Source organism: Niveispirillum lacus (assembly GCF_002251795.1).
In the GTDB taxonomy this organism is placed as follows: domain Bacteria; phylum Pseudomonadota; class Alphaproteobacteria; order Azospirillales; family Azospirillaceae; genus Niveispirillum; species Niveispirillum lacus.
Genome location: NZ_NOXU01000022.1, coordinates 113,363 through 137,367, shown reverse-complemented (window position 1 = coordinate 137,367; position 24,005 = coordinate 113,363). Strand labels below are relative to the sequence as shown.

Annotated in this window: 23 protein-coding genes; 14 read left to right on the top strand and 9 right to left on the bottom strand. The window is 62.2% G+C overall.

The features are described from left to right. The first annotated feature begins 104 nt into the window (after nucleotides 1-104). From gcvH to CHU95_RS04585, 5 genes are all read left to right on the top strand, one after another. A complete protein-coding gene (gcvH, locus tag CHU95_RS04605; RefSeq protein WP_094454173.1) occupies nucleotides 105-476 on the top strand; it encodes a glycine cleavage system protein GcvH in 372 nt (123 codons plus the stop codon). Beyond that, on the top strand, nucleotides 476-1,822 hold the full coding sequence (gene gcvPA, locus CHU95_RS04600) for an aminomethyl-transferring glycine dehydrogenase subunit GcvPA (protein WP_094454171.1): 1,347 nt from the start codon (nucleotides 476-478) through the stop codon (nucleotides 1,820-1,822). Before gcvH ends, gcvPA begins: the two co-directional genes overlap by 1 nt. A 5-nt stretch (nucleotides 1,823-1,827) precedes the next feature. Beyond that, on the top strand, nucleotides 1,828-3,408 hold the full coding sequence (gene gcvPB / locus CHU95_RS04595; RefSeq protein ID WP_245837879.1) for an aminomethyl-transferring glycine dehydrogenase subunit GcvPB: 1,581 nt from the start codon (nucleotides 1,828-1,830) through the stop codon (nucleotides 3,406-3,408). 128 nt (nucleotides 3,409-3,536) lie between these two features. After that, nucleotides 3,537-4,379 (top strand): substrate-binding periplasmic protein, encoded by an 843-nt coding sequence (locus tag CHU95_RS04590; protein ID WP_094454167.1) that lies wholly within the window; start codon nucleotides 3,537-3,539, stop codon nucleotides 4,377-4,379. Nucleotides 4,380-4,573: 194 nt separating this feature from the next. Next, nucleotides 4,574-5,737: an aminotransferase gene (locus CHU95_RS04585; RefSeq protein ID WP_094454312.1), complete on the top strand. Its 1,164-nt coding sequence runs from the start codon at nucleotides 4,574-4,576 to the stop codon at nucleotides 5,735-5,737. Here the strand turns inward: CHU95_RS04585 and dapB are convergent. Both dapB and CHU95_RS04575 read right to left on the bottom strand, forming a co-directional pair. Continuing rightward, entirely contained in the window at nucleotides 5,734-6,531 is a 798-nt protein-coding gene (gene dapB, locus CHU95_RS04580; RefSeq protein WP_094454165.1) for a 4-hydroxy-tetrahydrodipicolinate reductase, read from the bottom strand. The two genes, CHU95_RS04585 and dapB, sit on opposite strands and share 4 nt — an antisense overlap. A gap of 60 nt (nucleotides 6,532-6,591) precedes the next feature. Beyond that, the gene (locus tag CHU95_RS04575; protein ID WP_094454163.1) at nucleotides 6,592-7,527 is read right to left on the bottom strand and encodes a zinc ABC transporter substrate-binding protein; all 936 of its coding nucleotides are present in this window, start codon (nucleotides 7,525-7,527) and stop codon (nucleotides 6,592-6,594) included. A gap of 134 nt (nucleotides 7,528-7,661) precedes the next feature. On the opposite strand from CHU95_RS04575, the gene znuC reads away from it, so the two are divergent. The 5 genes from znuC to CHU95_RS04550 all read left to right on the top strand — a co-directional run bounded on the left by znuC (nucleotide 7,662) and on the right by CHU95_RS04550 (nucleotide 11,455). Beyond that, nucleotides 7,662-8,501, top strand: a complete 840-nt coding sequence (gene znuC / locus CHU95_RS04570; protein ID WP_245837869.1) for a zinc ABC transporter ATP-binding protein ZnuC — start codon at nucleotides 7,662-7,664, stop codon at nucleotides 8,499-8,501. Beyond that, nucleotides 8,443-9,279, top strand: a complete 837-nt coding sequence (locus CHU95_RS04565; RefSeq protein WP_245837867.1) for an iron chelate uptake ABC transporter family permease subunit — start codon at nucleotides 8,443-8,445, stop codon at nucleotides 9,277-9,279. The genes znuC and CHU95_RS04565 overlap by 59 nt, the downstream gene beginning before the upstream one ends. 363 nt (nucleotides 9,280-9,642) lie before the next feature. Then, complete coding sequence (locus CHU95_RS04560) at nucleotides 9,643-10,338, top strand: RNA polymerase sigma factor (protein WP_245837865.1); 696 nt, start codon at nucleotides 9,643-9,645, stop codon at nucleotides 10,336-10,338. Then, complete coding sequence (locus CHU95_RS04555; protein ID WP_094454159.1) at nucleotides 10,335-10,862, top strand: hypothetical protein; 528 nt, start codon at nucleotides 10,335-10,337, stop codon at nucleotides 10,860-10,862. The genes CHU95_RS04560 and CHU95_RS04555 overlap by 4 nt, the downstream gene beginning before the upstream one ends. Beyond that, nucleotides 10,859-11,455 (top strand): periplasmic heavy metal sensor, encoded by a 597-nt coding sequence (locus CHU95_RS04550; RefSeq protein ID WP_094454157.1) that lies wholly within the window; start codon nucleotides 10,859-10,861, stop codon nucleotides 11,453-11,455. The genes CHU95_RS04555 and CHU95_RS04550 overlap by 4 nt, the downstream gene beginning before the upstream one ends. Before the next feature lie 29 nt (nucleotides 11,456-11,484). On the opposite strand, the gene CHU95_RS04545 is transcribed toward CHU95_RS04550, so the two are convergent. From CHU95_RS04545 to ccmA, 4 genes are all read right to left on the bottom strand, one after another. Next, nucleotides 11,485-12,081 (bottom strand): bactofilin family protein, encoded by a 597-nt coding sequence (locus CHU95_RS04545; protein WP_094454155.1) that lies wholly within the window; start codon nucleotides 12,079-12,081, stop codon nucleotides 11,485-11,487. Continuing rightward, nucleotides 12,065-13,498, bottom strand: coding sequence for a M23 family metallopeptidase (locus CHU95_RS04540; RefSeq protein WP_094454153.1), 1,434 nt, complete (start codon nucleotides 13,496-13,498; stop codon nucleotides 12,065-12,067). Before CHU95_RS04540 ends, CHU95_RS04545 begins: the two co-directional genes overlap by 17 nt. A 239-nt stretch (nucleotides 13,499-13,737) precedes the next feature. Continuing rightward, the gene (gene ccmB, locus CHU95_RS04535; RefSeq protein WP_094454151.1) at nucleotides 13,738-14,403 is read right to left on the bottom strand and encodes a heme exporter protein CcmB; all 666 of its coding nucleotides are present in this window, start codon (nucleotides 14,401-14,403) and stop codon (nucleotides 13,738-13,740) included. Next, nucleotides 14,400-15,110 carry a heme ABC exporter ATP-binding protein CcmA gene (ccmA, locus tag CHU95_RS04530; protein ID WP_094454149.1) on the bottom strand — a complete coding sequence of 237 codons (711 nt, stop codon included), beginning with the start codon at nucleotides 15,108-15,110 and terminating at the stop codon, nucleotides 14,400-14,402. Before ccmA ends, ccmB begins: the two co-directional genes overlap by 4 nt. 758 nt (nucleotides 15,111-15,868) lie before the next feature. Here ccmA and CHU95_RS04525 point away from each other — a divergent pair. The 4 genes from CHU95_RS04525 to CHU95_RS04510 all read left to right on the top strand — a co-directional run bounded on the left by CHU95_RS04525 (nucleotide 15,869) and on the right by CHU95_RS04510 (nucleotide 19,271). Then, entirely contained in the window at nucleotides 15,869-16,996 is a 1,128-nt protein-coding gene (locus tag CHU95_RS04525) for a type III PLP-dependent enzyme (protein WP_094454306.1), read from the top strand. Between the two features lie 285 nt (nucleotides 16,997-17,281). Then, nucleotides 17,282-17,980, top strand: coding sequence for a TorF family putative porin (locus tag CHU95_RS04520; protein WP_165772007.1), 699 nt, complete (start codon nucleotides 17,282-17,284; stop codon nucleotides 17,978-17,980). A 159-nt stretch (nucleotides 17,981-18,139) separates the two neighbouring features. Continuing rightward, nucleotides 18,140-18,568 (top strand): flagellar basal body rod protein FlgC, encoded by a 429-nt coding sequence (locus tag CHU95_RS04515; RefSeq protein ID WP_094454145.1) that lies wholly within the window; start codon nucleotides 18,140-18,142, stop codon nucleotides 18,566-18,568. Nucleotides 18,569-18,692: 124 nt separating this feature from the next. After that, nucleotides 18,693-19,271 (top strand): hypothetical protein, encoded by a 579-nt coding sequence (locus CHU95_RS04510; protein WP_133065425.1) that lies wholly within the window; start codon nucleotides 18,693-18,695, stop codon nucleotides 19,269-19,271. Between the two features lie 6 nt (nucleotides 19,272-19,277). On the opposite strand, the gene CHU95_RS04505 is transcribed toward CHU95_RS04510, so the two are convergent. The 3 genes from CHU95_RS04505 to CHU95_RS04495 form a co-directional block, all read right to left on the bottom strand. Further along, nucleotides 19,278-20,174 carry a diguanylate cyclase gene (locus CHU95_RS04505; RefSeq protein WP_094454141.1) on the bottom strand — a complete coding sequence of 299 codons (897 nt, stop codon included), beginning with the start codon at nucleotides 20,172-20,174 and terminating at the stop codon, nucleotides 19,278-19,280. Continuing rightward, nucleotides 20,171-21,388 carry a tRNA guanosine(34) transglycosylase Tgt gene (gene tgt, locus CHU95_RS04500; RefSeq protein WP_094454139.1) on the bottom strand — a complete coding sequence of 406 codons (1,218 nt, stop codon included), beginning with the start codon at nucleotides 21,386-21,388 and terminating at the stop codon, nucleotides 20,171-20,173. The genes CHU95_RS04505 and tgt overlap by 4 nt, the downstream gene beginning before the upstream one ends. Before the next feature lie 115 nt (nucleotides 21,389-21,503). Then, nucleotides 21,504-23,897, bottom strand: coding sequence for a tetratricopeptide repeat protein (locus CHU95_RS04495; RefSeq protein ID WP_165772006.1), 2,394 nt, complete (start codon nucleotides 23,895-23,897; stop codon nucleotides 21,504-21,506). Nucleotides 23,898-24,005: the final 108 nt, after the last annotated feature.

Genomic DNA, 24,005 nt, shown 5'->3' with positions numbered 1-24,005 from the left:
TGACTCATATCGGCGCTAACCGCGCCTCTCGCTGGGTCCCCGCTTTCGCGGGGATGACAGTTGGAGGCGGTACAGAACACATCAAACCTTCAGGAACCCGACCCATGACCATCCGTTTCACCAAGGACCATGAGTGGATCAAGCTGGACGGCGGTGTCGCCACCGTCGGCATCACCGACTATGCCCAGAATGCCCTGGGTGACGTGGTGTTTGTCGAGGTGCCCGACGCTGGCAAGGTGCTGGAACAGGGCAAGGATGCCGCCGTGGTCGAATCGGTGAAGGCCGCTTCGGAGATTTATGCGCCCGTCGATGGCACTGTGCTGGAAGGCAATGCCGCCCTGGGTGATGACCCGTCGCTGGTCAACACCGCGCCGGAAGGCGACGGCTGGTTCTTCAAGATGTCGATCAAGGACATGGCGCAGTTCGAGGCGCTGATGGATGCCGACGCGTACAAGTCGTTTACCGAGGGGCTGTGATGCGTTACCTGCCGCTGACCGATGCCGACCGCTCGTCCATGCTGGCCACCATCGGGGTGGACAGCGTGGACGCCCTGTTCCGTGACGTGCCCGACCATGCCAAGCTGCCGGGCAAGATCGCCGGCCTGCCCGACCATATGGGCGAGCTGGCGGTAGAACGCCACCTGTCGCGTCTGGCCGCGAAGAATGTCACGGCCTCGTCCGTGCCGTTCTTTGTGGGGGCCGGCGCCTATAAGCACCATGTCCCCGCCTCGGTCGATCAGATGCTGTTGCGCGGTGAATTCCTGACCAGCTATACGCCGTATCAGCCGGAAGTGACGCAGGGCACGCTGCAGTACCTGTTTGAATTCCAGACACAGGTGGCGCTGCTGACCGGCATGGATGTGGCCAACGCCTCCATGTATGACGGCGCGACGGGCACGGCCGAGGCCGTGCTGATGGCGGCGCGCGTCAATAAGCGCAACAAGGTCATCCTGTCCGGCGGCCTGCACCCGCATTACCGCGAAGTGGTGGAAACCACCTGCGGCATCATGGGCATGGATATCCGCGCCCAGGCCCCGGATTGGAAGAACGCCGAGGATCTGTCGGCCCTGCTGGACGCTGAGACGTCCAGCGTCGTCGTTCAGACCCCGTCCCTGTTCGGCCATCTGCGTGACTTCACGGCCCTGTGCGATGCCGCCCACGCCAAGGGCGTGATGGTTATCGTGGTGGTAACGGAGGTTGTGTCGCTGGGCCTGCTCCCCTCCCCCGGCTCCATGGGTGCCGATATCGTCGTCTGCGAGGGACAGAGCATCGGCAACGGCCTGAATTTCGGCGGGCCCTATGTCGGCCTGTTCGCCACCCGCGACAAGTTTGTGCGCCAGATGCCGGGCCGCCTGTGCGGTCAGACCGTGGATGCCGATGGCAAGCGCGGTTTCGTGCTGACCCTGTCGACCCGCGAACAGCATATCCGCCGCGAAAAGGCGACGTCGAACATCTGCACCAATTCCGGCCTCTGCGCGCTGGCCTTCACCATCCACCTGTCGCTGCTGGGCGAACAGGGTCTGGTTGGCCTTGCCCGCATCAACCATGCCAATGCCGTGACCCTGGCTGACAAACTGTCGTCCATCAAGGGCGTCAGCGTCGTCAATGACGGGTTCTTCAACGAGTTCACGGTAAAGCTGCCCAAGAAGGCGGCCAAGGTTGTCTCCAAGCTGGCGGCCAACGACATCCTGGCCGGTGTGCCGGTCAGCCGCCTCTACCCGGATGTCGAAGGGCTGGAGGATCTGTTGCTGGTCGCCACGACGGAGATCAACAGCGTGGAAGATATGGACGCGCTGGTGCGCGGCCTGGAGGAGGTTCTCTGATGGCCATGAATAATCAGGGTCGCGACAGCACCCCCCATTCCGTTTCGGTCACCGGCGATCTCGTGACCTTTACTGGCAACAAGGCGTTGCAGCAGGAAGAGGCGCTGATCTTCGAACTGGATAATCCCGGTGCGGTCGGTGTGGACCTGCCCAAACCGGTGACCACTACGACCCGCCTGAGCGGCCTGTCACCGCGCGCTGGCGTCGGCCTGCCGCAACTGGCCGAGCCCGACGTGGTGCGCCACTACACGCGCCTGTCCCAGAAGAACTTTGCCATCGACACGACCATGTATCCGCTGGGCTCGTGCACGATGAAGCATAACCCGCGCCTGAACGAGAAGATGGCCCGTCTGCCGGGCTTTGGCGATATCCATCCAATGCAGCCGGTGGAAACCGTGCAGGGTGCGTTGGAACTGATTGATCAGTTGGCCTATTGGCTGAAGACGCTGACGGGCATGCCTGCCGTCGCCATGTCGCCCGGTGCTGGTGCCCATGGCGAACTATGCGGCCTGATGGCCATTCATGCCGCCTTGGACGCGCGGGGCGAAAGCAACCGCCGTCGTGTGCTGGTGCCCGAGTCGGCCCATGGAACCAACCCGGCCACCGCCGCCTTCTGTGGCTTCACCGTGGACACGATCCCGGCGGAAGAGAATGGCCGCGTCAGCGTGGAGGCCGTGAAGGCCAAGCTGGGTGATGATGTCGCCTGCATCATGCTGACCAATCCCAACACCTGTGGCCTGTTCGAACCGCAGATCAAGGAAATCGCCGACGCAGTCCATGCTGCCGGCGGCTATTTCTACTGTGACGGCGCCAACTACAACGCCATTGTTGGCCGGGTACGTCCTGCCGACCTGGGCGTGGACGCCATGCATATCAACCTGCACAAGACCTTCTCCACCCCGCATGGCGGTGGCGGTCCGGGTTCCGGCCCGGTGGTCCTGTCGGATGCCCTGGCCCCGTTCGCCCCCCTGCCCTTCGTGGTGCATGGCAAGGACGGGTTCGCCCTGGTCGAACATGCCAAGGATGCCGGCGACGCTCAGCCGTTCGGCCGCCTGAAGGGTTTCCATGGTCAGATGGGCATGTTCGTCCGCGCCCTGTCCTACATGCTCTCGCACGGGGCTGACGGGCTGCGCCAGGTGGCGTCTGACGCTGTCCTGAACGCGAACTACGTCCTGGCCAGCCTGAAGGATGTCATGTCAGCGTCGTTCGAGGGCCCGTGCATGCACGAAGCCCTGTTCGATGACCGCTTCTTGAAGGGGACGGGCGTTACGCCGCTGGACTTCGCCAAGGCGATGATCGACGAGGGTTACCACCCGATGACTATGTATTTCCCGCTGGTCGTCCATGGGGCCCTTCTGATTGAGCCGACAGAGACCGAGAGCAAGCGTACCCTGGATCAGTTCATTGGGACCATGCGTCATCTGGCGGAAAAGGCTAAAGCCGGTGATCTGGCCCATTTCCAGGCCGCGCCCCGCCTGACCCCGCGCAAACGCCTGGATGAGACCCAGGCCGCCCGCAAGCCGGTGCTGCGTTGGGTCAAGCCCGCTGGTTCAAACCCAGCGGAACTGGCGCAGGCAGCGGAGTAATCCTGTTACGCAAAGCGGCCGGCGGCGTTCCGCAAGGCAACCCGCCGGCCGCCTTTGCATCATCTTTATTTCACGCCGATGAAGTCATCGCGTGATTTGTGGCACTGGGCAGCGTATATTCCAACCCTATGCGCTTTACCTTGCCGCGCCTTATGCGCCCCTTGCCGGTTGTTATCGCGTGCCTGAGCCTTGTCGCTGGGACGTTTGAGACGCGCGCCCGTGAACTAACGGCAGCGGAACGGGAACGACCTATCATCATCGCCTCCGATCCCTGGTGCCCCTATGCCTGCGATCCCGACGCGGATGGGCGTGAGGGGTACATGGTCGACATGACTCGTGAGATATTTGAAGGGCTTGGGTTTAAGGTCGAGTATCGGGTTGTCAATTTCGCCACGATGAAACGCATGGCCAAGGATGGTAGCGCCACGGCCCTGCCTGGCGTTGCCTCGACCATGGATGGTGCGGCCCTGCTACCGGCCATTGCTCAAGGCAACTCTGCGAATGCGGTCGTCATGGCCCGTCCCCAGACCTTCACCTTTGCCAAGCCAGAGGATTTTGAGCGGTTCCGCGTAGGCGTAATCAAGGATTATGACTATGGCGGTACTCTACAGGAGTATGTTGACAAGAATATCAATAATCCGGACCGAATTGTTGTCCTGAGCGGGTTTGGTTATTCGCATCTGGTGCAGGGACTGCGTATGCTGTCGGCCGGCCGTATCGACATGCTGTTGGATGACCATAATGTCCTGCGCTGGCAGGTTCGACGAATGGGCATGCAACAGCAGATGGTGACCCACTCCTTGAAGGATGATGCCGACCTGTTTGTCGGCTTCTCCCAGAACGATCCACGTGCGCCAGAACTGGCCCGCATCATGGCGGAGGGAACCCGGCGCCTGCGGGAGAATGGCCGGCTTTCCGCCATCATGCGGCATTATGGGTTGGAGGAACAGGCGGCCCTGCTCAACAACTGAGCGGGACCGATTCTCATCGCCCGCAAGGCTGGTGAATGGCCTTCCCCTTGGGACACTGGCACACGCCATGGCTTTCGGGCAGAACAGCGTCTGGTCAGTATCCGGGATACTGACACGGTCGATACACCGGCCACTTTGACGGGAACCTGGCAGGTCAGGCACAAGGGCGATGCCCTCCTGATATGGACAAGATGATGAAAGCGGGCAACAGCACCTTTTCCGCCCTGGGCACCACGATCTTTGAGGTGATGTCGCGGCTGGCCGATCAGCATAAGGCCATCAATCTGGGCCAAGGCTTCCCCGATGGCAACGGCCCGCCCGACATTGTAGATGCCGCCGCCCGCTATCTGACTGACGGCTGGAACCAATATCCGCCCATGCCGGGCCTGCCCGCCCTGCGCCAGGCAGTGGCCGCCCACAATGCCCGTTTCTATGGGCTGGAGGTTGATTGGGCGACCGAGACGCTGGTGACCAGCGGGGCTACGGAGGCGCTGGCTGCCTGCCTGTTTGGCCTGCTGGAGCCCGGGGACGAGGTGGTTCTGTTCCAGCCGCTTTACGACAGTTACGCTCCCATTATCCGCCGGGCCGGGGCCATCCCCCGTTTCGTCAGCCTAAAGACCCCTGACTGGACCTTTACGGAGGCGGACCTGGAGACAGCGTTCAGTGACAGAACCAAGCTGGTCCTGATCAACAACCCCCAAAACCCGGCGGGGAAGGTGTGGACCCTGGACGAACTGACAATCTTGTCTCGCTTTGTCATCCGCCATGACATCACGGCCCTGTGCGATGAGGTCTATGAGCATCTGGTCTTTGACGGGCGCCGGCATATCCCGCTGATGACCTTGCCCGGCATGCGGGACCGCACATTGCGCATCGGGTCCGCAGGCAAGACCTTTTCGCTGACAGGCTGGAAGGTGGGCTACATTACCGGCTCCGCCCGCTTGCTATCCCCCATCATCAAGGCTCACCAGTTTCTGACCTTCACCACCCCGCCCAACCTGCAACAGGCGGTGGCCTTGGGCCTGGGCAAAGACGATGCTTATTTCAGGGATCTTTCCCGTGACATGGAGCGTCGACGTGATCTTCTGTCGGCGGGTTTACGCGCGGCCGGGCTGGTCGTCCTGCACTGTGCGGGGACGTACTTTCTGACCGTCGATCTGGCCGCCAGCGAGATCGCTACAGATGACCGCCGCTTCTGTCTGCAACTGACGGAACAGGTCGGCGTGGCCGCCATCCCGATCAGCGCTTTCTTTGAAACCGACGCCCCGACACACCTTGTCCGTTTCTGCTTCTGCAAGCGGGACGAAGTGCTGATGGAAGCGGTGCACCGTCTTAGTCGCGGGATGGCCGTCGGTTAAAGGCCCAGTACATCATCCATGGAATAGAGGCCCGGCGCCTTGCCCGCAGCCCAGACGGCCGCGCGAACAGCGCCGCGCGCGAAAATCGCGCGGCTGCCGGCCTTGTGCGAGAGTTCCAGGCGTTCCGCCTCTGTCGCGAAGATGACAGTATGGTCGCCTACCACATCGCCGCCGCGCAGGGTGGCGAAACCGATATCGCCAGGGGTTCGCGCGCCTGTATGCCCGTCGCGTACGGCATCCTTCACATCGGGGAGATGGACGCCACGGCCAGTGGCGGCGGCATGACCCAAGGCCAGCGCTGTGCCACTGGGCGCATCCACCTTATGCCGGTGATGCATCTCCACAATCTCGATATCCCAGTCCGGGCCCAGGGTCGCAGCCACCTTGCGCACCAACCCGGCCAGCAGGGTAACGCCCAGGCTAAAATTGGCAGCCACTACCAAGGGAGCCTTGGCCGCAGCCTCCGCCAGCCTGACATGGTCATCGGGGGACAGGCCGGTCGTGCCCACAATCAGGGCAGTCCCATGCTGAGCAGCCAGGGCGGCATGGGCAACCGTCGCTGCAGGGGCCGTGAAGTCGATCACTGCGTCGCTTCCCGCAAACAGGGCGACGGGATCATCGGTGACAACGACACCGATCGGATCGCCGCCGATCAGCGCGCCCAGGTCACGACCGATAGCTGCGGAACCGGGGCGTTCCGTCGCACCCGACAGCGTGGCTTCCTTGGTGCCCAGAACCTCACGGATCAGCATCTGACCCATGCGGCCGCTGCCGCCCACGATCCCGATACGCATCACTATCCCCTGCTGCTCAAATCGATTGGGCAGAACCGATAACATGCCGGGCGTCCGGGATCAGCCCCCGGAAAGACAATCCACCAGTGAGCGCAGGTTGAAGCGCATCAACTCACCATAAAGATCAGGCCCATCGGGGATGTTGGCCCCCTCGGGGTCCAGAATGCCGGTACGGGCCTTGGTCCCCTGGGCCAAGGTGCGGACCAGAGCCGGCTCAAACTGCGGCTCCGCGAAGATGCAGACGGCGCCAGCCTGATTAATGCGTGCGCGCAGGGCCTTCAGGCGGGCAGCACCCGGCGGCTGGTCAGGCGACACGGTGATCGCCCCGGCGGCGTTCAAGCCGTAATGGTCTTCGAGATAATGGTAAGCATCATGGAATACGATGAAGGGCCGATCCTTTACAGGTGCGAGAGCATCCCGCATTTCCGCATCCAGCCGGTCGATAGCCTGCTTCTGACGATCGGCGTTGGCCTGATAGAGGGCGGTTCGGGTAGGGTCCAGCGCCGACAACCGGGCGGCGATCAGATCAGTGATAGCCTTGGCGTTCAGCGGGTCCAGCCAGACATGGCCATCGGTGTCCAGTTCGGCGTCGGGCCTGCCTTCATGCGCATGGTCATGATCATGCGCCTCCCAAGCCCCACCCTTGCGCACCGGCAGCACCCGGACCGATGGTTCTCTCACCAAGGTCAGGACCTGGGCATCACGGCCAAGGGTCGACAGAGGCTTTCGCAGGAAATTCTCCACTCCCGGACCGGCCCAGACCACCAGTTCCGCCTCTGATAGAGCCTTGGCATCGGAGGGGCGCAGGGAAAACGCGTGCGGACTGGCAGCCCCACGCACCAACAGGTACGGTTCGCCCACGCCCAGCATCACGCCGGATGCCAGCGAATGCAGCGGCTTCACCGACACCACCACATCGGGGGGCGGTGCCGCAGCCAGGGCAGGCAGTACCAGAAAACCGGCCAGAAAGGTGGCAAGGGACAGAGAGCGGAACATGGACAGAAACCTGATACCGGGGAAGTGATCTGCAGATGTGTTATAATGTAACGTTTGTCAAGGCGACGGGCATGGCGTAAACCCTGCGGCAGGCGCAAGGCAGCCCAGCCAGCATGCGCCAGAGGAGCCGCCCTTTGACAGCCCCCCCTTTACTGGAAGCCCGGAATATCAGCCTGACGCGCGATGGTCGCACGATTCTTGACACCGTTTCCCTGTCGATCGGTCGTGGAGAGATCGTTACACTGATCGGGCCGAACGGGGCCGGAAAGACAAGCCTGGTCAAACTTTGTCTCGGGCTGGTGAAACCGACTGATGGCACAGTCACGCGCGCTCCCGGCTTGAAAATCGGCTACATGCCGCAGCGTCTTGCCGTGGATGTTACGCTGCCGATGCCGGTTTCACGTTTCCTGTCGTTGTGGTCGCGCGCCAGGCGGGCGGACATGCAGGTGGTCCTAGCGGAAGTGGGGGCAGCCCACGCCATCGACCGCGCCATCCAGACCCTGTCAGGCGGGGAACTACAACGGGTGCTTCTGGCGCGCGCCTTGTTGCGCCAACCGGATCTGCTGGTTCTGGATGAACCAGTCCAGGCGGTGGATGTGCATGGGCAGATCGAATTGTTTGAATTGATTGGTTCCATCCGCAATCGGCGCGGCTGTGGCGTTCTGCTGGTCAGCCATGATTTGCATCTGGTGATGGCGCGCACCGATACGGTGATCTGCCTCAACCGGCATGTCTGCTGCCATGGCAAGCCCGAAGATGTGTCACGCCATCCCGAATATGTCGCTCTGTTTGGCCGACATGCCGATGCTCTGGCCATTTATCACCATAGCCACGACCATTCCCATGCCGATGATGGCTGTGTGGTGCCGGCGGGCCACGAGCATACAGCCCATAGCGAGCATCAAGGCTGCGGCCATGATCACCACCATCTTCACGGCCATGACCAAGCGCATGGAGGGCACCGTCATGGATGATTTCCTGTTACGCGGCCTGCTGGCCGGGGTCGGGCTCGCGTTGGTCACGGGGCCGCTGGGATGCGTGATCGTCTGGCGGCGCATGGCCTATTTCGGCGATACATTGTCGCATTCGGCCTTGCTGGGCGTGGCTTTGGGTTTCCTGACGGGGATCGGTACCCAGACCGGCATCGTGCTGGTCTGCCTGACCATTGCCCTGGCCTTGACCCTGTTGCAGGAACAGCGGCGCCTGGGCAGCGATACGCTGCTGGGCATCATTTCGCATTCTACCCTCAGCCTGGGCATGATCGCTCTGGCGGTGCTGGGGTCGGTGCGGGTTGACCTGTTGTCCTATCTGTTCGGCGATATTCTGGCTGTGGGCGATGCCGATCTTTATGCCATCTGGGGCGGGGGGGCGCTGGTCCTGGCACTCCTGGGCTGGATCTGGCGACCGCTGCTGGCCCTGACAGTGGATGAGGATCTGGCGCGGGTCGAAGGGGTGCCGGTACGGCGCGTGCGGCTGGGCTTCACCTTGATGATCGCCATCATCATCGCACTGGCCATGAAGATCGTGGGCATCCTTCTGGTGACCGCTCTGCTGATCATTCCAGCCGCCGCCGCCCGCCGTTTTGCGAGGGCACCGGAGGCAATGGCGGTCATGGCCGCCTTGATCGGCGTAGGGGCGGTCGTGGCTGGACTTGGTGCGTCGTTACAAGTCGACATCCCAACCGGTCCGGCCATTGTCGCTGCCGCCGCCACCCTGTTCCTGATCAGCCAGACCGTGCCGGCGCGGGGTTAGGGGCCATCAGAAACCCCCGTCGCCCAGGCAGGGGCGACGGGGGCAGGCACTCTGGAGTGAGGAACTACACAAGGTTCGGGCTGCCGCCCCCGGTTCCGGGGCCGCCATTGAAGGGGCGGGCAGGCGGAACCGGACGACCGGGGGCGGACTTCCCTTGTATCGCTGGGCCGATGGTGGATGGGGCGTCCGGAGCCATCGGCGGTAACTGGTGCTTTGGGTGGGATGGGGCACCAGCCTGCGATATTGCTTTTACGCAACACGCAAACAATTCCTGTCGCGGAGTGCGGAAAAAATTTCTTCCTTATCAGCCACGGCGCATTCCAGCCCGCGACAGGCACTGGCCCCCCAGACCGTGGAAGGATCATGCTGGCGACGAAGCGGCTCCCGTCACCGCTGGACCTGCCAGGGCGTGATGCCCGAAGGTCTGGCACGGCCGGACGGGATCGACATAAGGATACGCAGGTGACCGTGACCGGTATGGTTCTTGCGGACCCCATGGTGGATGACGACACCCTATTGGCGCGGATTGCCAACGGGGACCGGGGTGCATTTACGCTGCTGGCAACCCGCCACAGCGCCCGTGCGCTATCCGTGGCCCAACGCGTTCTGAACAACGCAGCGGAAGCGGACGAAGTGGTGCAGGAGGCCTGGGTCAAGGTTTGGACCAAGGCCGGACAGTGGGAAGCGGGCGGTTCCGCGCGTTTTTCCACCTGGCTGCATCGTGTTGTCGTCAATCTGTGCATCGACCGTCGCCGCAAACAGGGGTTCGAGGCGTTAGAAGACGCCCCGGACGTGCCTGACCCGTCACCCGCTGCCGGCACACTGATTGCCCGGCGGCAGATGTCGGATACCATTGCGGCGGCTCTGGCCGAGTTGCCGGAGCGGCAAAGGGTGGCCATCGCCCTGTGCTATTATGAAGAAATGAGTGCCGCCGAGGCCGGGCGGTCACTGGACCTGTCAGTGCCGGCAGTGGAATCACTGTTGGCCCGTGCCCGCCGTGCCCTTCGGGGCCGGCTCACCGCCCTGGGGATTACGGGCGTTGGGGAGGATGAAGAATGAGGGAACCGACCAATGAGGCAGGCGGGAAGACGGCCATGGGGATGGCCGCCTTCCAGGCGCTGCTGGAACAATATGGGGCCGAACCCCGGCGATGGCCGGAGGATGTTCGGGCCGACGCCCAGTTGCTGCTCGCCAACTCGCCACAGGCACGGATGCAGCAGCAGCAGGCCGCGATGCTGGATGCCATGCTGGATCGGCTGGATCCGCCGCTGATCATGGATGAGCGCGTGGCCCGTGTCGTGGCCGGCGCCTTGCAGGACTTGCCGGTGCCGGGCTTGGCGCGGAGGCGTGACCCTTTCTTGCAGCGTGCGCTGGCAATGCTGCGAGGCTGGGGGCAGATCGTGCCGCGTGCAGCGGGATTGGCGGCCTGCACTGCCGCTGGCATTCTGGTCGGGGCCTTTACCCCCGTCACCGCCACAGGTGCCGGCAAGGGCGGCGAGGTTGCGGCAACCGCCGTGACTGCCGCCAGTGACCTGCCCAGCGCGCTGCTCACCCCGTCCGCCCTGGAAAGTCTGTTCCAATGAACCGCGACCGTTTGTTACAGACCGCGCTTCTGGCGTCGGTCGGCCTGAACCTGTTCCTTTTGGGCACCATGGTTCCGCGTTGGCTTGGCCCCAAATCGACGCATGGGGACAAGATGGTGATGATGGCACCGGACGGACCGGGCAGCCCCGGCGGACCGCTATTTGCCATGCATCGGATGATGGACGACCTGCCCGAGGCCGACGCAAAGATACTGAAGGAACATTTCGGCTCCGACATGGAAAAATTCATGGTCAAGGCCAGATCGTTCCGAGATCGAATTGATCGTCTGCGTGATCTGGTGCGTGCCGAGCCGTTTGATCCGGTCGCCTTGCGAGCCGAACTGGAAAGTGCTGCTGCCGAGCGCCAGTCGCTGGAGAAGGCACAGACCGACCGGATCATCGACGTGCTGGGCAAACTGTCGCCTGAGGCACGCCGCCGTCTGGCCGAGATGCGGCCACCGCGTCTGTTGATCAATGAGCGCCGGATGCATAGCGATCCGGACCTGCCGCCCCCACCACCGGGGGGCATTGCGCTCGACCCTGACCGAGCACCGATGGCAGCGCCGCCGCCGCCCTCGGGCGATGGCCGGTAAGCCGACGCCAGCGAAGGTTTGGCTGGATATCAGCCGACCTTCTTTTCGCTCAGATCATCGCCACTATTGGCGGCCTCTGGCGGCTCGTTGGTGACGACCGGTGCCACCACATCTTCTGCAAGGCTTTCGTCGGTTTGCGTGGCCAGCAGCAGTGGTTCAGGTTCGCCATCCGTTTCCAGCTCGACAGGGGGGGCAACGGGCGCGGCCAGCATGGCTGCGGGTACGTCTCCCTGCCGACGGCGAATGCCGCCTTCAAAACTGGCCCCGGGTGCAATTTCCAGCACGGTCTGCACGACATCGCCCTGAACGGTGGAGCCGTTAAGGATGAATACCTCTTCGGCGTTGATTTCGCCGCGAACCTGACCATGTACGCGAACGGTGGTGGCCAAGATATGGCCATTGACCGTGCCAGTAGCGCCGATGATCAGCTTCGTGCAGCGTATGTCGCCATCCACGATGCCTTCAACATGCACCTCCCCCGGCGTGTCAAGATTGCCCATCACCCGCATATCGCGGCTGACAATGGACGGCATCGGGCGATCGGCCCCGCCGTTGCCGGTGCCGCTGGCCGGGCGACCGGCGGGTTTGGTGCTGCTGTCGATCCGTTCCTTAACCTTCGCAAACATGCCGCCCCCTCTCCATGAAACGCAGCGGGTTCACCGGCTTGCCTTCCACCAACACCTCATAATGCAGGTGCGGGCCAGAACTGCGGCCACTATCGCCCAGCGTGCCAACCTGCCGGCCAGGGTCCAGCATTTCGCCTTCCTTAACCATGATTTTCTTCATGTGGGCGTATCGGGTGCGTACGCCGAGCCCGTGATCGATCTCCACCATATGACCGTATCCCTCGTCATAGGTGACTGCCGCCACACGACCGGCAGCGGGCAAAGTGACCGGTGACCCTTCCTTGGCCACCAGATCCAGGCCAGTATGGGCCGCCCATTGTTTGGTGAAAGGATCACGACGGCTGCCAAAGCCACTGGAGACATAGAAATTATCGACCGGCGGGGTCAGGGGCAGATAATTGGCCAGCGCGCGCAGCCTTGCCTGCCGATCCAGGCGCGACTCGAGCTGGTTCAAAGCGGCCTGCGCGGCGGCTGGCAAGCCGTGAGCCGGCAGTTCCGTCAGGCTGATCAGCGGACCGCCGACGCCCCGGGGGGGCTGGTCCATCGCACGCAACACCTTATCCAGATTAAGACCGGTATTCTTCAGTTCCCCTTCAATGGCTTCGATACGCAGTTCGGCATGTTCGGTTAGGCGTGTCAGCAGCGCGACCTGCCCCGCTGCAACCTCCTCCAGACGCCGATCGCTTTCTGCCTTGGCGGCAGCCATGTCATTGCGTTCGGCCCAAGCCATCTCCGCCTCCGCCCGCGCCCGCTGCGCCTGGGCCTGGGCTTCGGCCAGGGCCTTACCAAGCCCCTCCGTCGCGAGCGTCAGGGTGGGTTGCGGCGATGGGGCGGTTTCCGCCTCCTCCAGGGCCAGAGAAAGCGCAGTAATCGCGGATTGGGCGCGGCGGGAGGCCGCTTCCTGCCCGATATCGGTGATCAGTTGCAGCGATTCCTGGGCGGCACGCAGATGGCCTGCGCCCTCTTCCGGATTAACGCGCAGCGGTGCCAACTGGTTACGAATGGCCGCCAGAACCTGGCGTGGGGTTTTTGAGCCGTCTTTGTCAGCGTCGGACAAAACAGCCAGAGCCGCATCAATACGGGCGCGAGACTCCGCCTCCTCTGCGAGGGCGGAATCCAGGGCCTCACGGACCCGTTCCAGATCACCTGCTACGCGGGACAATTGTTCACGACTGTCGGCAAGCTGGGTGGCGAGATTGGCAGCCCCCTGATCCATGTGGGAAACACTGTCACGGCTGTCGCGCAGGGCGAAGGCGGTTACCATCCAGCCCGCCCCGGCGACAAGCATGCCGGACAAGGCCGCCACCGCTAAAAGCGCGGGGCGCAACCTTTGCCGCGGACCGATGGTCACCGACCGGATATTGTCATCATCATCAACGATGATGACCCGTTCGCTGCGCATGAAGAAGCCGAACACGCCGTTCCCCCGTCACAGTGCCCTTTTCGGCCGCCGGAACCGTGCCCCGGAGAACCGGGTATCGAGAGGCGGCTTGACTTGGCGGACATTACAGTCCGCAGGTCCGGCACTGGACGCCGGCCTTGAGAATTTAAGGGAAGCCCCCCTTTCGGGCAAGCCGGGAATCGCTAACGATGTACTTCCAACGGGTATGCAACCATTCAGGCGCAATGCGGCGCAGCCCTTGTGTTCCAGACGGTCTATTCCAGAGCTGCGCGCAGGGCGGCGGCGGCCCCCCAGGGCGAAAGCGGCAGGGCGGCCGCGAGAAGACCGGACAGTAACAGCAGATGTGGCCGGGCTGCCTGCCCCGTCAAAACCGAATCGACGGCGGCGGCGGCAAAGATCAACGCGGGAATATAGAGTGGCAGCACAAGTAAAGGCAGAAGAACACCGCCGCGCCTTGCGCCCAGTGTCAGGGCCGCACCGATCCCACCGATCAGGCTCAGCAGCGGCGTGGCCAGCAGCAATGTCGCCAGCAGGATCAGAAAGCCATCGGCCGGCAGGTTCAAAAACAGGGCCAACAGAGGGGCCGCAAGGATCAGCGGCACCCCTGTGACCAGCCAGTGGGCCAGAATTTTCGCCGCCGCAACCGCTTCCATCGGCAGGGCCGACAAGGACAGCAGTTCCAGCGACCCATCCTCATGATCGGCCTGAAAGAGCCGATCCAGCGAGAGCAGCGAAGCCAGCAGGGCCGCCACCAGAATGACACCGGGTGCGATCCGGGCCAGCACGCCCGGTTCCGGCCCGATGCCGAAGGGGAACATGATCACGCACAGGACAAAAAACAGCACCGCCATGGCAGCATCAGCGCCCTGACGCAGGGCCAGCCGCAAGTCACGGCGCAGCAGTCGCAGGAAACCGCTCATCCCTGGGCTCCCACCGCCTCATGCTCTCGTTCCTCCTGATCCGCGGTAGCCCCGAAATCGGCCAGGTTCAGGCTGACAGCCTCGGGAACGTTAAGGTCAGAATGGGTAGACAGGACGACCAGCCCACCGGCCCGGCGGTGAGCGGCGATCAGGACCGCCAGGCGATCAATCGAGTCGCGGTCCAGCGCCGTGGCCGGTTCATCCAGCAGCCAGAGCGGAGCCACAGCGGCTGGCGCCAGGGCCAATCGGGCCAGATTGACCCGTTTCTTCTGCCCCGCTGACAGGTACCGGCCGGGCATATCAGCCACATGGTCCATGGCCAAGGCGACCAGCGCCTGTTCGGCGCGCTCCTCGGGATCAGGCAGCCCATCCAGACCCGCCCAGACCGACAGATTCTCCAGCGCCGTCAGGGTAGGTTTCACTGCATCCTGATGGCCGGCATACCGCAGACGGGCACGGTGGGCATCCGGGTCCTGGGCAATGTCCTGCCCGTTCCATGTCAGCACCCCGGAAAAAGGCCGCGAAAGGCCAGCCAGCAGGCGCAGCAGACTGGACTTGCCGCTGCCATTGGGTCCGAGCAAGATCAAGGCACTACCGGGCGTTGCGCTAAAGTCCAGATCCGCAAACACCACCCGCTCTCCCCTCAGACAGGTCAGGCGGCGGGCGGCAAGGCCCTGTTCGGCTCGGCTGTTCTGGCCCTGGGTCACGGGAACGGCTCCTGGCTGGCTTGGGCGCGGGTGCCGGCCAAAATGCCAGAAAGCACAGGCGGAAAGATAGATATTCCAGACAAAGAAACGGCCACCGCGGGGGCTGGTGCGGTGGCCGTGAAATGGTGCCGATCCGGGGCAGGACCAGCATGTGCGGGCGGACAATCCATAATGGGGCCTGGAAATGTCCGCCGAGACGGGGTGTCTCAAGTCGTCTCGGCGTTCCCAGATGCACGATGGAAGTCCCGCATGACCAAAGTCCGACCTGAAAGTGGCGAAAATGTGATTTGTGCTGGGGGTATCGGACCTATGCGCATTTTCACGAACCGGAAACAAAAAACCACTTTCGCCGTCGAGGCTTCGGCCCTATACAGCCGCACATCGCAGCGCACGTGCCTATGGCCCCCACACCCGCCCGATGGTCCTTTTCAAGACTGGGCGGAGCCGTCGACCCGGTGGGGTTATGCAACGACGTAACGCGTATCCTCGTCCGTCCCTTAAACAAGGCGGCGAATTGGAGGCTACGATGGTTGTTGTTGTGTTCGGGGTGCCGGTTGCGCTCCCCGTGTCTTTTGATGGTTCCGGTCGGGTGTCGGATATCGGCGCGTCGATTCTTCCTGGCGTCATGACCAGTATCTGACCCGCCTGGGCCGGCTGCGTTTCGCGGCACGCTTGGGCGGAACCGGGTCTTTCTGAGACCCGGCACATGCCATTTCACCCCCTGATATCCCCCGCTTCATGCCGCCTCGGAGTCCATGATGACCGAGAAGATTGCCCGATTCTTCGCTGAACAGACCCCCGCCACGCCCTGCCTGGTCGTGGACCTGGATGTGGTTGCCGACAATTACAACAAACTGGCCACCGCCATGCCTGACAGCCGAATCTTCTATGCTGTAAAGGCAAACCCGGCCCCCGCCATCTTGCGCCTGTTGGTGGAAAACGGCTCCTGCTTTGATACGGCTTCTGTCCCGGAGATCCAGTATTGCCTGGATGCTGGCGCCACGCCTGACCGTATCTCCTTTGGCAATACAATCAAGAAGGCCGGCGACATCCGCACGGCTCACCAATTGGGTATCGATCTTTTCGCTTTCGACAGCATCGAAGAGTTGGAGAAGATCGCCGAGCATGCGCCAGGGGCCCGCGTCTTCTGCCGCATTCTGACATCGGGCGAAGGCGCTGACTGGCCGTTGTCGCGCAAGTTCGGGTGCGAGCCAGACATGGCCCGTGATCTGCTGATCCAGGCGTCGAAGATGGATGTCCGCCCCTATGGCGTGTCTTTTCACGTCGGCAGCCAACAGCGCGACCTGAAGCAGTGGGACATCGCACTGGCCACCGCTGCCGGCATCTTCAAGGCCTGTGAGGAACAGGGCGTCATGCTGTCCATGGTGAACATGGGCGGCGGGTTCCCGACCCGCTACCTGAAGGATGTGCCGACCAGCCAAGCCTATGGCGAAGCCATTAATGACAGTCTGCGCCGCCATTTCGGCAATCGCCTGCCGGAAACGATCATCGAACCGGGCCGCGGCATGGTCGGCAATGCCGGCATCATCCAATCCGAAGTGGTGCTGATCTCGCGCAAGTCGGCCAATGACGACAAGCGCTGGGTCTATCTGGATATCGGCAAGTTCGGTGGCCTGGCGGAAACCATGGACGAAGCCATCCAGTACCCGATCCAGACCGAGCGTGACGGGCCTGCGGAAGCAGTTATACTGGCCGGACCCACCTGTGACAGTGCCGATGTGCTGTATGAAAAGGCGGAATACCGCCTGCCAACCTCGCTGAAGATTGGTGATAAGGTCACGATCATGGCGACCGGCGCCTATACCACCACCTATTCCGCGGTGAATTTTAACGGCTTCTCGCCGTTGCAAGCCTATTACATCTGATCCTGACCTGGCGCTGACCGCTTGGGGAATGCACAAGCCGCCCTGCAAAGGCGCGGCTTGTGTCATTTTCAGGGCGAACTGGCCACTTTTTGTGCACCATTAAGGTCACTGCGTATTTTTTTTGCAACAGTGTCCGGGAATGTTGCACAGCAGCATGTGCGGCTTCTAGGCGATCCGGTTGGAAACTCCCATAATAGGCGGGAAAGCCCGAGTAACACACCTTTGGCACCAGAATTGCTGAAGGGTGCGGGGACCCAACCATAAATGCCTCATAAGGAGTGGTTCATGCGTTTCTCCAAGTTCGTCGCCTCCACCGCGATTGCTCTCGCCATGCTGGGTGGTGCTGCCGCCGCGCAGGCTGAAGACGCCTCGTTCAGCTTCTCTGGTACGGCTGCCATCACCAGCGACTATGTGTTCCGCGGCTATAGCCAGACCGACAGCGACCCTGCCTTCCAGGCCGGCCTGACCGCCAGCCATGAGAGCGGTTTCTTCGTGTCCGCCTGGGGCTCGAACGTCGATCTGGGCTCTGACGCCGATATCGAGGTCGACCTGATCGCCGGCTACACCAACAGCGTCGATAACCTGACCTACACGGTTGGCGCTTACTACTACACCTATCCGGGTGCCGATGGCTCCGCCGAGTTCGATTATTTCGAGGCTGGCCTGGATCTCGCCTATGCCATCGACAAGGTCACGCTGACCGGTAAGCTCTACTACTCGCCGGAATTCTTCGGCGCTGCTGGTGGTGACGCCTGGTACTTCGCGGGCGGCACCTCGGTTGCTGTCACCGAGACCGTGTCCGTCTATGGCGCCATCGGCTTCAACGAGCTGGATAACGGCACCGATTACCAGGACTACCAGGGCGGTATCGCCGTGAAGTTCGATCCGTTTGTCCTGGATCTGAAGTACACCGACACCGACGTGAAGGGCGCTGGCCCGCTGGGTGACAGCCGCTTCGTGGCGACCCTGACCTACGCGTTCTGATAAGGTGGGGTGGGTTCGTCCCGCCCCTTCCGATCCAAGTGGTCCAGGCACGACCGGCCCCCTCAGCAGGGCCGGTCGTTGCTTTTCTGAGCTTTTTTGTCCCCCCCTTGCCTGGAACGCCCGTTGGTACCAAAATAAGGGGTAGGGAGATCAGTCACCATGTCCATCGGCAGCATCAGTACGGCCCTGTCCGGCGCCTTGGCACAGACACAGCGTCTGGCCGGTAGCGCCAACAATGTGGCGAACCAGCGCAGCACCGGTGCAATCCCGGCAGCCGATGGAACGGTGCAGCCCGACCAGACCCAGGCCTATCAGCCACAGAGTTTTTCCCAGACGGCCGTGGGTGGCCCGAATGGTCAGGGACAGGGCACCCGCGTGGTGGCGCGGCCGGTCACCCCTGCCTACATTCCTGAATACCAGCCTGACAGCACTGATGCGAATACCGATGGGTTGATCGCAGCGCCGAACGTTGATCCGGCGGCAGAACGTCTGGATCAGATTTCGTCACTCCGGGCCTTCCAGGCCAACCTGGCCCTGATCCGCACCCAGGATGAAATCGAACGCAGCGCCATCAATAGTCTGGCCTGATCTCCCGGCGGCGCGGCACACTTGCCGACTGCCCATCGGGAAGGCAAGATGCGTGCCATGAAAGTGCCATGGCTCCGGCCGATGCTGGCGTTCTGTGCCCATGCAACAACAACAGGACCCTATCATGCTGCGCCGTTCGCTGCTGTCCCTTGCCCTGGCCATACCGCTGCTGGCCTCCCTGCCGAGCGCGGCACAGTCGATTGTGGATTTTTCCAGTCGGGAACCCATCATACTGGATGTGGCCAGTATTGAGGTCGAAAGCACCTATGCAGCCCCGATGGCTCCACCCAATATTGACCATGAACTGCCATTGACGCCGTCTGACGCCGTGCGTATCTGGGCCACCTCGCGCCTGAAGGCTGGCGGTCCCCAGGGTCGGGCCCGTGTGATCATTAAGGATGCCTCGGTCAAGGAGATCGAACTGGACCGCACGACAGGCATCAAAGGCTGGTTCACCAAAGACCAGTCACAGAAATATGAGGGGAAGTTCCAGGTCGAGATCGTGGTTGATGGCACCTCCCGCGGGTTTACCGGCAGTGTGTCGGCCGCTGTCGCTCGCTCCACCACCGTCGCAGAGGATGTCACTTTGGCGCAGCGGGAAAAGACCATGACCGACTTGGTCCGCGATCTGGCCACCGATCTGGACGTGGAACTGGACAAGTCAATCCGGACCAACATGTTCCCGGTGATCGTGATTCAGTGAGGGGGATCAGGGCGTGGCCGTTTCCCGCCACGCCTCCACGCGGTTGCGTCCGCCATGTTTGGCGGCATACAGCGCCTGATCGGCACGGTCGACCAGGGCGTCGACGCTGATCTCCCCCATCACCTCCGCCGCGCCAAAGCTGGCCGTGACATGTAGCACCTGCCCATCGGCCAGTTGCACTGGGGTCGCCGCCAGATCGGCGCGCAGCCGGTCCAGCACCACCAGTGCCTCGGCCAGGTGGGTTTCCTTCAGCAGGATCAGGATTTCCTCGCCCCCCATGCGGAAGGCCTCATCAATCGCCCGGATACCGCGCGTCAGACATCCGGCCGCTGCCACCAGGACCCGATCACCCGCCTCATGCCCATAGGTGTCGTTCACCGACTTGAACTTATCCAGGTCACAGAGCGCCACGCAGAAGGGCTGCCCCGTGCGGGCAAACCGCGCCAGTTCGCGTGACACCTCGTCCGCCAGACCGGTACGGTTGCGCAGGCCCGTTAACGGGTCAATGCCGCTGCCTGCCACCGACAGGGCGCGTTCGATGCGCCGACATTGCTGAATGAACTCATCAAACTTATCCAGCACAGCCTGGTAGGTGGCGTAATCCGGCGCATCGCCCTCTGCCGCGCGCATCAGGGTCAGACGGCCCATCCGGTGCAACTGATCGTGCAGTTGCACCAGCCGGTCAAAGGCCGGTTGGTGGGCCATGCTGCCATGTTTCACCCGCCCGGCCCACGCTGCGAAACCCTTCGGCTCCGGGGCGGCATCTGGCCCTGACAGGCCGCTGTCGCGCGTGAACAGGGCCGCCTTGTGCCATTGCGTCAACCAGCGCAGATGTTCATCCACCACGCCGGACAGGCCGGCCACGATGGCGGATACGCCGCTGCCACTGGCGGGCATGCTCATTCACTGTCCCCCGGCTGCCACACCCATTTGCGCCGCGCCTCGGCCAGGGTGCCGGTGATGATGGCCGCACGGATATCGCGCATCAGGCGGTTCATGGTGTGGACATTGTGCAGGGTCAGCAACTGCATGCCCAGCATCTCCTCCGCCTTCAGCAGATGGTGGATATAGCCACGGCTGGCGGTACGGCAAGCGTAACAGTCGCAGTCGGGATCGATGGGGGTGTCATCATCCTTGAACCGCGCATTGCGCATGTTCAACCGCTCGCCCTTGGCACCGGGGGCAAGAGCCCAGCCATGGCGGGCGATTCGCGTCGGGCTGACACAGTCGAACGTGTCGATGCCCAGCGCCACGCCCTCGAAAATATCGACAATGCCGCCAATGCCCAGAAGATGCACAGGCCGGGTGGGATGCACATGCGCCATGGCCATGCCCACAACCTCATGCATCTGCTCGCGCGTGGCCCCCAGGCAACCGCCGACGGCGGTGGCGAAGAAATCTTGGGACCCCACAATCTCCGCACTCTCCTTGCGCAGGTCTGGATAGACCCCGCCCTGGACAATGCCATACATGGCCTGGGGAAGGCCGTTGGCCGAGATGCCGCCAAATTCCTTGAACGCGGTCAGCGACCGGTCGCCCCAGCGGTGGGACATTTTCATCGACCGGGCGGTATATTTCCGGTCCACATGGAACGGCGTGCATTCATCCAACTGCACCACGAAATCCGGGCCCAGCTTGCGCTGAATATCGATGGACTTTTCCGGCGTCAGGAACAGCTTTTCCCCGTTGGTGTAGGACCGGAAGGTCGCCCCCTCTTCGGTGATCTTCAACAGGGTCTTTTCCCGCGTTGTCGTGCGCCGCCCCTTCACCTCATCGGCCACCGACCCATGGCCCATGGCAAAGATCTGATACCCGCCGCTATCGGTCAGCATCGGCCCGTGCCAGTTCATCATCTTATGCAGGCCCCCCAGCTTGGCCACCAGATCGGCCCCCGGCTGGATCATCAGATGATAGGTATTGGCCAGGATGATGTCGGTCTTCTCCTCCCGCATCTGCTCCGTCGTCAGCCCCTTAATGGCCGCCTTGGTGCCGCAGAAAATGAAGTTCGGCGTCTGGATGGAACCATGCGGCGTGGACAGCGTGCCAATGCGCGCCTTGCTGCCCGCCGGATCGCGATGCGTGATGTCGAAGGAAAAACCGGGGTAGGAGATGGCCATGGTGTGAAGACAGACTTTCAGGGAAGGGGGTGCTCAGGCGCACAGCGCCGCTCGCCTACCGGTATTGGCGAAAACGGCGCTTTTGTACAGAAGTGGTGAGGAATGGCAGGGCGGATTAGGGTGGGGTGGGGGTGCTGGGGGATGAGGTGGCGCGGAAGCGGGCGAGTTCGGCTTGCATCCAGGAAAGCCAACGCCCAGCCTTGCTGCTTGGGTAGGCCTTGGCCTGGGGGGTGGTCAAACTGATCGCCCGCTCGGTTAGGCCGATGGCCCCGGCCCCGTCACCATGTTCAAAGGTCTGCCGTGCAAGAAGCGTCAGACTAACGGCCAGGTTTGGATTGAAGAGACCGGGATTCTCGGCCGCCAACATCTCTCTGATCTCGACAGCTCTGCTGATGGCGTTCAGCGCCCCGTTCTCGTCGCCCATATCGGCTAGACGAAGGGACAGGTTGCTTAGGCTCATGGCCAAGGCGTCATTGAAACGGCTTGGATTCTCTGCGGTTAGCGCTTCATAAATAGCGACGGCCCGGCGGACTGCGTCCACTGCCCCCTTCGCGTCTTCCGCATCGGATAGGTCAATGGCTAAGTTATTCAAGCCCCTTGCCAAGTCTGGATTGAAGCGACTGGGGTTTTCGGCGGCAAGTGTCTCATAAATCGCGACGGCCCGGCGGCAGGCCTCCAACGCCCCCTTAGCGTTATCCGCACTGGTCAAGTGGACGGAAAGGTTGTTCAGGCACAGTGCCAAGTCTGGATTGAAACGACTGGGGTTATCGGCGACCAGCGTGTCATAAATCGCGATGGCCCGGTGGATGGCATCCAGCGCCCCCTCTGTCTCGCCCGCATCGGACAGGTGAACGGACAGGATGTTTAAGCTCTTTGCCAAGTCTGGATTGAAGCGACTGGGGTTCTCGGCGGCCAGCGTCTCATAAATCGCGACTGCTCGGCGGATGGCATCCAGCCCTGCATTGATGTCTCCGATGTCAGCGAACCGGTTCGATAATTGGTGCCAGCCATCCGCTACGGCTGCGTTGAAACGTGCCGGCGACTGTGCGGCAAGGTGGAGCCGACGTTTAACACCTTCTTTCGCTGTTTCGACGGCATGTGCTCGTATTTGCTCCGGGTAGCCCCCCAGGCTGCATGAAAGAAAAATGTCGTAAATTTCCTTTAGAGCGTCGTCGACGCCGCCCCAATCTGTTCCTTGCTTATCAATCCGCTGATGGATTTGATCAATGCACCAAAGCACTTTCTCCATCAGGTCATGATCGCCCGATGACTTGGCATTCTCCGCGGTGAAATGCAAAAGCTCAACCAGGACATCCTGATATGCATCTGGTGACCTTGCGGCCTCAGTCTCTTGCCAAGCCCCATTGATATTGCCGGCTGCAATATGTTGGCGGATTCTCTCAGCAGTCTCAGTGGGGGCATCTACCGCCTTATGAGTCTGGCAATCCTTTAGCTGTTGCAACCGCCGTGAGTAATCATCAATTAGCGATGTGATGGTGTTCTCATAGGTGCCGACGACGTTGGATGGTTTGACGATCTCTTGGGCGCGTTCCATCCAGAACTGGACCGGATCAAGCATCCAGTTGGGCAGACTGATGGTCAGTTGTTGCATAAGGGCACGGAAGAAATCATCCGCGTCCCACCCTCCCATGAAGTAACGGGGCTTTCGGGTCTTGTCATGGCCACTCAACAGGGTTTGGGTCGCCTTTGACTGGCTTTCCAGGCTGGTGCTTTTGGTCACCCAGAAAATGGGTTTGTCCGGATACCGTTTCACGGCCTCGCCCAGATGGCGCATCACCGCCTCTTCCCCACCGGCATAGCCCACAACGACAAGGGCGGTGGAATCGCGCAGTAACTCCGCGATCATCTGTTTCAGATCGTCGCGATCAGTGGTGCCGGTGAGGTCAGCAGCCTTGTTGAATTGTGAATAGGCATGGCGCGAACCGTGGAGATGCACCAGTTGCGGATGCGGTGACTTGCCGCGAATCCGATTGATGGTGTCCAGACTGTCGGAGACGGCTGGGATCGTACCGCAGCGGACAATGCCGTCCAGAATCAGCGTATCGAAATTCGTTGTCAGGACCGTATGAACGTACCGTTCATGCACCAACTGGCCCAGGCAGATATGCGCCCAATTGATCTGGTTTCGCCCGAACTCCAATGCCTTGCTGATAACTTCGTTCTGCTGGCTCTGGTCACTGAACAATTGCTCAAAGATATGGCTGTAACCGCTTGCCAGACTGGTGGCGCGGTCCAGGAGCGCTTTATTCTTCAGGAATTTAAGTGCTTCCTCGAAGATAGCCTCGTTCTTCGACAGGTCTGGCGACAGTTCAAATCGCGTCCGCATGTCTGCAGGGGCCAGTTTCTCGGCCATCATGGCGCAGGCGATGCCGGCAACTTCCCAACCAAGGGGAACGCCGGCGGACCGTGAACAGCCGGCACCGATCAGGAACAGGGCACCCCCGCGATGGGTCGGGTCGCGTGGCATGAAACCGCTGGCCATGGCCATGGCGACTCGACGCAGCATGTCACCACGGCTTGTATCTATACTGCCGCTCTCAATGCTGCTGCGGCTTTCACTGCCAGCACTGATCGACCGGAATTCGCCACCGCCGCC

Coding starts and splice junctions, on each gene's coding strand:
- gcvPB (WP_245837879.1), top strand. CDS start 1,828: ATGAATAATCAGGGTCGCGACAGCACCCCCCATTCCGTTTCGGTCACC.
- CHU95_RS04550 (WP_094454157.1), top strand. CDS start 10,859: ATGAACCGCGACCGTTTGTTACAGACCGCGCTTCTGGCGTCGGTCGGC.
- gcvPA (WP_094454171.1), top strand. CDS start 476: ATGCGTTACCTGCCGCTGACCGATGCCGACCGCTCGTCCATGCTGGCC.
- CHU95_RS04585 (WP_094454312.1), top strand. CDS start 4,574: ATGAAAGCGGGCAACAGCACCTTTTCCGCCCTGGGCACCACGATCTTT.
- CHU95_RS04590 (WP_094454167.1), top strand. CDS start 3,537: ATGCGCTTTACCTTGCCGCGCCTTATGCGCCCCTTGCCGGTTGTTATC.
- CHU95_RS04575 (WP_094454163.1), bottom strand. CDS start 7,527: ATGTTCCGCTCTCTGTCCCTTGCCACCTTTCTGGCCGGTTTTCTGGTA.
- CHU95_RS04525 (WP_094454306.1), top strand. CDS start 15,869: ATGACCGAGAAGATTGCCCGATTCTTCGCTGAACAGACCCCCGCCACG.
- CHU95_RS04560 (WP_245837865.1), top strand. CDS start 9,643: ATGCTGGCGACGAAGCGGCTCCCGTCACCGCTGGACCTGCCAGGGCGT.
- dapB (WP_094454165.1), bottom strand. CDS start 6,531: ATGCGTATCGGGATCGTGGGCGGCAGCGGCCGCATGGGTCAGATGCTG.
- CHU95_RS04510 (WP_133065425.1), top strand. CDS start 18,693: ATGCTGCGCCGTTCGCTGCTGTCCCTTGCCCTGGCCATACCGCTGCTG.
- gcvH (WP_094454173.1), top strand. CDS start 105: ATGACCATCCGTTTCACCAAGGACCATGAGTGGATCAAGCTGGACGGC.
- CHU95_RS04515 (WP_094454145.1), top strand. CDS start 18,140: ATGTCCATCGGCAGCATCAGTACGGCCCTGTCCGGCGCCTTGGCACAG.
- CHU95_RS04520 (WP_165772007.1), top strand. CDS start 17,282: ATGCGTTTCTCCAAGTTCGTCGCCTCCACCGCGATTGCTCTCGCCATG.
- CHU95_RS04565 (WP_245837867.1), top strand. CDS start 8,443: ATGATCACCACCATCTTCACGGCCATGACCAAGCGCATGGAGGGCACC.
- tgt (WP_094454139.1), bottom strand. CDS start 21,388: ATGGCCATCTCCTACCCCGGTTTTTCCTTCGACATCACGCATCGCGAT.
- ccmB (WP_094454151.1), bottom strand. CDS start 14,403: ATGAGCGGTTTCCTGCGACTGCTGCGCCGTGACTTGCGGCTGGCCCTG.
- CHU95_RS04545 (WP_094454155.1), bottom strand. CDS start 12,081: ATGTTTGCGAAGGTTAAGGAACGGATCGACAGCAGCACCAAACCCGCC.
- CHU95_RS04505 (WP_094454141.1), bottom strand. CDS start 20,174: ATGAGCATGCCCGCCAGTGGCAGCGGCGTATCCGCCATCGTGGCCGGC.
- CHU95_RS04555 (WP_094454159.1), top strand. CDS start 10,335: ATGAGGGAACCGACCAATGAGGCAGGCGGGAAGACGGCCATGGGGATG.
- CHU95_RS04495 (WP_165772006.1), bottom strand. CDS start 23,897: ATGGCCATGGCCAGCGGTTTCATGCCACGCGACCCGACCCATCGCGGG.